14 protein-coding genes are annotated in these 6585 nt (G+C 33.6%); all 14 read right to left on the bottom strand.

The genetic code is table 11. The features are described 5' to 3' along the window. Window positions 1-7: 7 nt before the first annotated feature. The gene (locus RRB46_RS09360; protein WP_311538330.1) at window positions 8-1327 is read right to left on the bottom strand and encodes a PBSX family phage terminase large subunit; all 1320 of its coding nucleotides are present in this window, start codon (window positions 1325-1327) and stop codon (window positions 8-10) included. Next, window positions 1314-1808, bottom strand: a complete 495-nt coding sequence (locus RRB46_RS09365) for a terminase small subunit (RefSeq protein ID WP_311481468.1) — start codon at window positions 1806-1808, stop codon at window positions 1314-1316. The genes RRB46_RS09360 and RRB46_RS09365 overlap by 14 nt, the downstream gene beginning before the upstream one ends. Before the next feature lie 562 nt (window positions 1809-2370). Continuing rightward, window positions 2371-3249 (bottom strand): Rha family transcriptional regulator, encoded by an 879-nt coding sequence (locus RRB46_RS09370; RefSeq protein ID WP_311481469.1) that lies wholly within the window; start codon window positions 3247-3249, stop codon window positions 2371-2373. A gap of 134 nt (window positions 3250-3383) precedes the next feature. After that, entirely contained in the window at window positions 3384-3518 is a 135-nt protein-coding gene (locus tag RRB46_RS09375; RefSeq protein WP_157885487.1) for a DUF6364 family protein, read from the bottom strand. Between the two features lie 513 nt (window positions 3519-4031). Next, a complete protein-coding gene (locus RRB46_RS09380; protein WP_311538331.1) occupies window positions 4032-4523 on the bottom strand; it encodes a hypothetical protein in 492 nt (163 codons plus the stop codon). Beyond that, entirely contained in the window at window positions 4523-4747 is a 225-nt protein-coding gene (locus RRB46_RS09385; RefSeq protein ID WP_311538332.1) for a hypothetical protein, read from the bottom strand. The genes RRB46_RS09380 and RRB46_RS09385 overlap by 1 nt, the downstream gene beginning before the upstream one ends. Then, the gene (locus RRB46_RS09390; RefSeq protein ID WP_311538333.1) at window positions 4744-5085 is read right to left on the bottom strand and encodes a hypothetical protein; all 342 of its coding nucleotides are present in this window, start codon (window positions 5083-5085) and stop codon (window positions 4744-4746) included. The genes RRB46_RS09385 and RRB46_RS09390 overlap by 4 nt, the downstream gene beginning before the upstream one ends. Further along, entirely contained in the window at window positions 5085-5291 is a 207-nt protein-coding gene (locus tag RRB46_RS09395; RefSeq protein WP_311538334.1) for a hypothetical protein, read from the bottom strand. The genes RRB46_RS09390 and RRB46_RS09395 overlap by 1 nt, the downstream gene beginning before the upstream one ends. Beyond that, complete coding sequence (locus RRB46_RS09400) at window positions 5284-5637, bottom strand: MazG-like family protein (RefSeq protein ID WP_311538335.1); 354 nt, start codon at window positions 5635-5637, stop codon at window positions 5284-5286. The genes RRB46_RS09395 and RRB46_RS09400 overlap by 8 nt, the downstream gene beginning before the upstream one ends. Before the next feature lie 11 nt (window positions 5638-5648). Continuing rightward, window positions 5649-5840, bottom strand: a complete 192-nt coding sequence (locus RRB46_RS09405; RefSeq protein ID WP_311538336.1) for a hypothetical protein — start codon at window positions 5838-5840, stop codon at window positions 5649-5651. 2 nt (window positions 5841-5842) lie between these two features. After that, window positions 5843-6007, bottom strand: a complete 165-nt coding sequence (locus tag RRB46_RS09410; protein WP_311538337.1) for a hypothetical protein — start codon at window positions 6005-6007, stop codon at window positions 5843-5845. Further along, a complete protein-coding gene (locus RRB46_RS09415; protein WP_311538338.1) occupies window positions 6004-6168 on the bottom strand; it encodes a hypothetical protein in 165 nt (54 codons plus the stop codon). The genes RRB46_RS09410 and RRB46_RS09415 overlap by 4 nt, the downstream gene beginning before the upstream one ends. Further along, on the bottom strand, window positions 6161-6310 hold the full coding sequence (locus RRB46_RS09420; protein WP_311538339.1) for a hypothetical protein: 150 nt from the start codon (window positions 6308-6310) through the stop codon (window positions 6161-6163). Before RRB46_RS09420 ends, RRB46_RS09415 begins: the two co-directional genes overlap by 8 nt. 24 nt (window positions 6311-6334) lie before the next feature. Continuing rightward, the coding region (locus RRB46_RS09425; protein WP_311538340.1) for a hypothetical protein at window positions 6335-6585 on the bottom strand (251 nt) is incomplete at its 5' end.

A 6585-nucleotide genomic window follows, 5' to 3' on the forward strand; every position in this document is an offset into this window, starting at 1 on the left:
AATACTCCTATACATTCATAAGTACCTTTATAAATTTCTCAATAGAGTATTCAAAGGCGTCTAGGGTATCAATATCACTTGTCCCATCATCTAACCTTATATCCTCCATTTCTTCTTCCTTCCAAACCGCAGTAGATAAAGCCTCTTCAAGGCTCTTACAATCTTTAGTATAAAAAAATCTATCAGAAGCAATCAAAGTATTAACAAGCCTTATTCTGTCATTGATTGGATGCTTGATAGAGTTCTTAATCTTTATATTTAAATTTGCATCTAATAAGGCTTTTTGCATACCCTTGATTAGAACTTGCTCCGCACTATCTGCATAGATTAAGTCGACATTCCCATAGGTGGATTGAATAACCCTTACAAAGTCTATTAGCTGATTGTATAGGTCTGTTGGCTTGTCAGGTTCTAATCTCTCAGACCTCAAAGCATAAACCTTTTTAAAACCTCGACTAATTCCACAGCAAACAAAAGCATGCTTAGAATTATTTCCACCAAAGTCCACGCCGATTTGAATCATCTGTAGTTCGTGAGGTTTGCCTTCAATTAAATAATTTTCCGGACCATCTGAAAACTGCTTATATATAAGCCCTTCCGCTACAACCCTAAGCCCCAGTATATCTCTTTTATACCAAACAGAATTAGGGTCGTACTGGAGTTTTATTTCCTTTTTTCTCTGGTCTGAAATATTGATATTATCATCGATTGTAAAATGTTTATAATTATAACCACCAAATCTTATTCCTTCATCCATCATCCCCTGATACTTATCGATGTGGTCAGAATAAATAAAATGATTAGGACTTGAAGGGTTTAAGTCCCAAAAGAATTTACGCATATTAGCTGCAGCAGTACGGTTAAAGGCTTCTTTGATTGTGTCTTTGTGATGAAGATTAATTTCTGTAGCTATCCACATTCCATAAGAGTTACCTCTTATTTTCTTGTAAGAATCAGCCTTAGCAGCACCCGCAAATATTACTATCCTTTCTCTTTGCTTTGTGTAGGGGCCTTTTATAATTAAAGCTTCATTGTCTTTATATTTCCCCCACTTGCACTGACCACGGAAGACGTATTCAAGACCAAAACCGTTGGCATCCCCTATATTTAGCTTGGCGTTTGCAACAGTGGAACCTGTGGCAAGGTGTAACCTGTCCTTGGTGGTTCTTAATTCATGGGCGAAAGCATAAACATTGTCAACAGTCTTACCAGCCCTTACAGCTCCTTCAGCTATATTATAAGTATTATTTTTACAATTCCTGATATAGTCAACATGCTTTTTAGAAAATCTAAAGGGAATTGTCCTTCTCTTCTTAATCTTCTCCATAAATCATCCTATCTATATCTTCAAGGTCCTCAATTTCTTCTGATATACCCTTCATAATTTCAATTTCTGTCTTAGTCTTCTGGATTTGTACTTCTTGTTTTTCTATTTCTAGGTCAGAATAATGCATACCGAATCGTTTCATTAACATATCCATTGCTTTTATCCTATCTTTATCTGTAGTTCTAGTTTCTATAACTTCTTGCCTACCTCCTCCCACCCATATAGGAGTTTGTTCAGTTGACTCACCTCTTGCTATAGAAGATAAAAGCTCCATAATCTCCTTTTGTGAGACTATTTTTTCTGAATCAATCTCTTTTAACCTATTATCTATATATTTTTTTACCGAGTACTTTCCGAGTAGTTTTCTAGCATTTGCTTCTGCACTTGCTCTACTTTGCTTGGCATAAGATTTAAGATAAGCTTCAGTAGCATTACCAGTCTTGATGTACTCATCAGCAAACTTCTTTTGTTTAATTGTCAATTTCTTCAGAGCACATCACCCCTTTTCTTTACATCTCTTAAATATTGTTAATTTAATAAAATTCTGTATAATATTCTTACAACTTTCTAGATTCTAGAAAGGAGTACCAGATGACAATTTATGAAATCATTATGCTTATATTAGCGTTAGTTTCACTTTATCATCAAATAAAAGATAAACACTTATAAAAGATAAACACTTATAGAAAATGAAATGTAGATGACAGGTCAGCATTTTTTCAAATATACATCTTCGCTAGATGCTAGACAATCACAATTTCAAAAAGAATTATATGAGTTGTACTTGCTGAAACCGTCATCATATCATATAATAATAGTGTAAATAGTCATCAGGTACTATATAAAAGCACATTAGAGCGTAATTTGTGCTAGCTTGTTAGAAGAAAGATTAAATCTTTCGTGCGAAACGGAATTTATCTGACAAGCAAGGAAAAGAGAGGGAGTGATTGCCCTCTCTTTTTTATTATAAAATTGTAATTTCAACCTAAATAAGTACAAAAAAAGACAAGTCTTTTACAACTTGCCTTTCTAAATATTAAAAATTAACTTAAAATACTTTTCTTCAAACCATCAAGTTTGATACCTAAATTCCAACCTTGCTTAGAATTTATACCTAAATCCCTGCAAGGCTTATCCAACAACCCAATTTCAACAAGCTTTGAAGAAATAATCTCGGTAAAATCTCCTAGCATTTCACTATCCGAAGTAAAAGTGTACAAAATTCTATGCAAATCAATTAACTTTTGAACTTTCAAAAATCTATCTATATCCCCTTTGTTACACCCATTAACCAAACTATTTTCAGAAAAATACCTATTGATCTTCATATTAGCATCATCATTTAAACAATAACTGTCAATAAGCTTATAAACATCATCTTCAAAGAGAATATTGAGCCTGTTATATACACTTATGTTGTTATTTTCAGACCTAAAATCTCTTAAGGTTCTAGCATTTAAAAGAGTGCCTAAAGATTTTGACCTAACAAGCCAATTAATATTGTCCTTATTATCTCCTGTTAGATAAGCCAAATCCCTAACAGTCATAACTGGTTTACCTTTATAGGTTTTCTTTTCAAGCTTGTAAGGTTCTAGTTCTAGTTGCTCACCATTAAGAAGTCGCTCCATACGATTAAACTCATTTATATATGCCATTTTAAAATCATTATATCCTTGAATGTTAAACATATATAAGGTGAAACCGTCTTTTGTTAGTAGATATTCTTTGTATTCTCTTTTTTGGCCTTTGACCTTGTAAGTTGTTGGAATAATCAGAGAAGCCACATCTGGCGTTTCTAAGATTAGGTTTTCCAAAGTCCTCATAACTTTACTATGTTCTTTACTCAAACCTTGGGCAATTATTCTGCTGGTTGTAATTAGTCCATAATTCTTGTCATTTTTTACTTGCACTAAACTGTTCATTTTAAGTCCTTTCATATTGAAAGAAACCGCTATTCATAGTACAATGTTGATAAGGAAACATTGTATTTATATTTATAAACAACGTTTCTCTGCAACGATGGTTGAGTGGCTAAACTTATAACCATCGTTCTTTTTTATTTATTTTTTTCTTTAATTATTTTTTTAATATATTCCTCAATGATTTCTTGCATACTTTTATTATTTTCTAACGCATATAATTTAAATTTTTTATGCAATTCATCATCAAGCCTTATCGTAATTGTTTTCATCTTGACCTCCTGGTTTGAATTATACATTCAATCATTCATTCAGTCAAGAAAATAATTAAATATTAGATAAATTCGTACTAAAAAAGCACATCTAATAACCATTAGAGTGCTTATCTTTATAACCCGTTCATTGAAGAATTACAATAAATATGTGGATACATAAGTCAAGTATTATTTTAAATATTTTAATATTTCTTAAGTCCATCAGTCAGGCTATCCACGTGAAAAACAATTGTCATTAACTTAACTAAGAGCAATAAATCTCTTTTAGTGGGGAAAAATAGCAAAACCCACTACCCGAATACTTGTATATAATAAACTGAAAGGAGGTTTTATCCATGGATAACCCGACTCATAGACTTAAATTTTATAAAAGAAAAAGGACAGGTCTTATTACCTATCCTTAGAGTTAAACCGCTTTCTTCGAAACATTCTTACAATACCATTATAGCACATTATAATGGCTTTTGTGTCGCTTTTTTGTCTCATTATTGTCTCAAAATTGTCGCAATCTTACCTTACATCGATTTCACCTCCCTCAATTAGATATAACTTCTCAAAAATTTCTAGCAAAGCTGCATCACTCCTTCTCTGAGCAGTATCCTTAGACATCTTAAGATAACTTCCACAATCACGATAAGTAAATCTCTTATCTCCCTTAATCATCCACATATGGCGAATAATAAACTGCTTATCTGAATCTAAATCTTCAATTGCATTAGTCATAGCTCGATTTTCAAGTTCAATAATCTTGATATTTCTCTCGCACTCCGAAATTTTATCAATAATCTTAACCTGTAAATCTTCTTGACTAGACCCACCACCCTTAACCGCATCAGACGACGACCAAGAAGCTCCAATAGAAAGCCTATCCCTATACATCTCTATCTTCTCTTTCTCAGCCTCCATCCTTCTCATATCCTTACCATAAAAAAGCAGCCTCTCTCTTATGGTATTCATTCTCGTCTTTTCTCTATCCCTTTCCCTAATCCTATCAAAATCCATCAGCCCTCCTTCCTCTTGTCATATCTCTTTTGCAAATTTAACCAAGTTTCAGCACTCACATTAGTCACCTTCTCAATTTTCTTGGCAAGGTCATAGTCAATAGGGTAATCGCCCTTAAGCAAAGCTTGATAATCCTCCACCTCTAGACCAAGCCTTGTAGCATAGTCATCAAGCATATGGTCTTCGATATATTCACCAGGTGCAAAAAATGTAGAATCACTCATACTGCCATCCTCTCCTTAATCTTTTCCCTAGTCCCATAGTCAATTTTAAGTATCTGAGTAGGTTTTATAGACATCTCCTCCAGTAAATCCTCAAAGGTCACATATCCAAGATTAATAGAATCAAGCAAGCTATCAAGTCTAGCCCCATACTGCTCAATCCTCTTTTGTCCAAAGCCAAACTCAAGCCTTAAGGCCTCCACAGTCAGGCCAAGGAACTTAATAACAAGCTCCTTATTAGCCTCCTCATTCTGCTTCCTGAAATACTCAGACAACTCATCAATATCCGATTCCTTAAGATTGAGATTCTTAGTAAATCGCCTCTTCATCTGCCTATTCATTAATACCTCCCCTTGTCCAATTCCCTTAAAATCCTCTTCTTTTCATAAGCTCCCACATCGTTAAATCCTTTTTCAAACCTAACACCTTGCTTATCAATCCTAGAACAGGCAATCTTCGTCTTTTTGTAAATATTGATATACTCACCATCGACCTCAATATCATAACCAGCAAAGACTTTATCGATAAGGTCTTTTTGTTTAGTCATCGATTAGATCCTCCTCTTTCACAAACGACCCACCAATTGTACGGCCTTTTCTATTTTTAATCTTTTCATACGCCATCTCAAGGCACTCTACAGGGTCAATCCCAATCTGCTCGCAAAGGATGATTAGAGTTACGAAAATATCTCCCATTTCAAGCTTAATGTCTCTTAAAACAGCTTCTTTATGGTCTCCTGCAAACCTTCTAAGGTCGCTTATATCCAGCTCCCTCTTAAACTCAAACACTTCCTCGATAAACTTTAAAAATTGTTTAGGAACATTCTTGATATGGAGCAAATCCTTATCCTTGGCCCAGATTAAAACCTTGTCTTTTAATTCTTCAAAACTCATCTATAAACTCCTTATTTTGTGAAAGTAACAGTAACAGCATCATCTTTATCTGAATAATTTTCATATTCTGCCTCTAACGGGGTATAAACTTCCTCAATACATTTTGGAAGATTTCCGTTATATATTTCTTCAAACAATTCAAATTTCAATTCGCTTTCAGGGTCAAAATCAGAAAACCACTCTAAAAAATCTTTTACTTTCATTATCAATACCTTTTTATTTCTTCTAAATTCAAATAAGGAGCTACATCATAATCTACTTTAAAATCACACTCATATTCTACATCGCTATCTTCATCATAAAGATAAGCTAAAACATCTTCTTCACCGTCATATAAAGATAATTCTCTGATTAAATCTTTTACTTTCATTCCTTACCCCTCATCCTTTCATCAATAATCCTAGTAGCTCCATAAAGAACCACCGCCCCCACTAAACAAAGCAAAAGACTCTTCCAACCATACCAATCCATAAAAATCCTAAAAACCATCAGCCAGAGTAGCCAGTCGTTAATATCTCTTTTTCTATTCATCTTCCACCTTCCTATAACCCCAATCAAAGAAACTACTTACATACTCGTATAATTCTTTTTCAACTTCTTCTTCGGTTAAATCATCGTCTAACTCTAAAACATCTTCTGTAAAGTCTAAATTTGCTGTAACTTTATATTTCATATTTTTCTCCCGTTCTATAATCAATTATTCCGTGATAATCATTCCGTTAATTGCAAGACCTGTAACAATATCTAAAGCTGTCCTTGTATCGCTATATCTACAATTCGGTCTTTTGTGGATTCTTGGGTCGCTATCAGACCAATCCATAATATCAATCATCTCTTTACTTAGAAAAATCATTTTACAACCTTTAGCTACGCATAAGTAATAACAACCATTTTTGCCATAACTACCTTTACACTTTTTAAACCCATACTTTTCATATTCTTTAACAT

The sequence above is a fragment of the uncultured Anaerococcus sp. genome (genome assembly GCF_963512375.1).
Classification (GTDB): Bacteria; Bacillota; Clostridia; order Tissierellales; family Peptoniphilaceae; genus Anaerococcus.

Excerpts from the sequence above, each read along its gene's own strand:
- RRB46_RS09360 (WP_311538330.1), bottom strand. The coding sequence starts at position 1,327 with ATGGAGAAGATTAAGAAGAGAAGGACAATTCCCTTTAGATTTTCTAAA.
- RRB46_RS09370 (WP_311481469.1), bottom strand. The coding sequence starts at position 3,249 with ATGAACAGTTTAGTGCAAGTAAAAAATGACAAGAATTATGGACTAATT.
- RRB46_RS09375 (WP_157885487.1), bottom strand. The coding sequence starts at position 3,518 with ATGAAAACAATTACGATAAGGCTTGATGATGAATTGCATAAAAAATTT.
- RRB46_RS09380 (WP_311538331.1), bottom strand. The coding sequence starts at position 4,523 with ATGGATTTTGATAGGATTAGGGAAAGGGATAGAGAAAAGACGAGAATG.
- RRB46_RS09385 (WP_311538332.1), bottom strand. The coding sequence starts at position 4,747 with ATGAGTGATTCTACATTTTTTGCACCTGGTGAATATATCGAAGACCAT.
- RRB46_RS09390 (WP_311538333.1), bottom strand. The coding sequence starts at position 5,085 with ATGAATAGGCAGATGAAGAGGCGATTTACTAAGAATCTCAATCTTAAG.
- RRB46_RS09395 (WP_311538334.1), bottom strand. The coding sequence starts at position 5,291 with ATGACTAAACAAAAAGACCTTATCGATAAAGTCTTTGCTGGTTATGAT.
- RRB46_RS09400 (WP_311538335.1), bottom strand. The coding sequence starts at position 5,637 with ATGAGTTTTGAAGAATTAAAAGACAAGGTTTTAATCTGGGCCAAGGAT.
- RRB46_RS09405 (WP_311538336.1), bottom strand. The coding sequence starts at position 5,840 with ATGAAAGTAAAAGATTTTTTAGAGTGGTTTTCTGATTTTGACCCTGAA.
- RRB46_RS09410 (WP_311538337.1), bottom strand. The coding sequence starts at position 6,007 with ATGAAAGTAAAAGATTTAATCAGAGAATTATCTTTATATGACGGTGAA.
- RRB46_RS09415 (WP_311538338.1), bottom strand. The coding sequence starts at position 6,168 with ATGAATAGAAAAAGAGATATTAACGACTGGCTACTCTGGCTGATGGTT.
- RRB46_RS09420 (WP_311538339.1), bottom strand. The coding sequence starts at position 6,310 with ATGAAATATAAAGTTACAGCAAATTTAGACTTTACAGAAGATGTTTTA.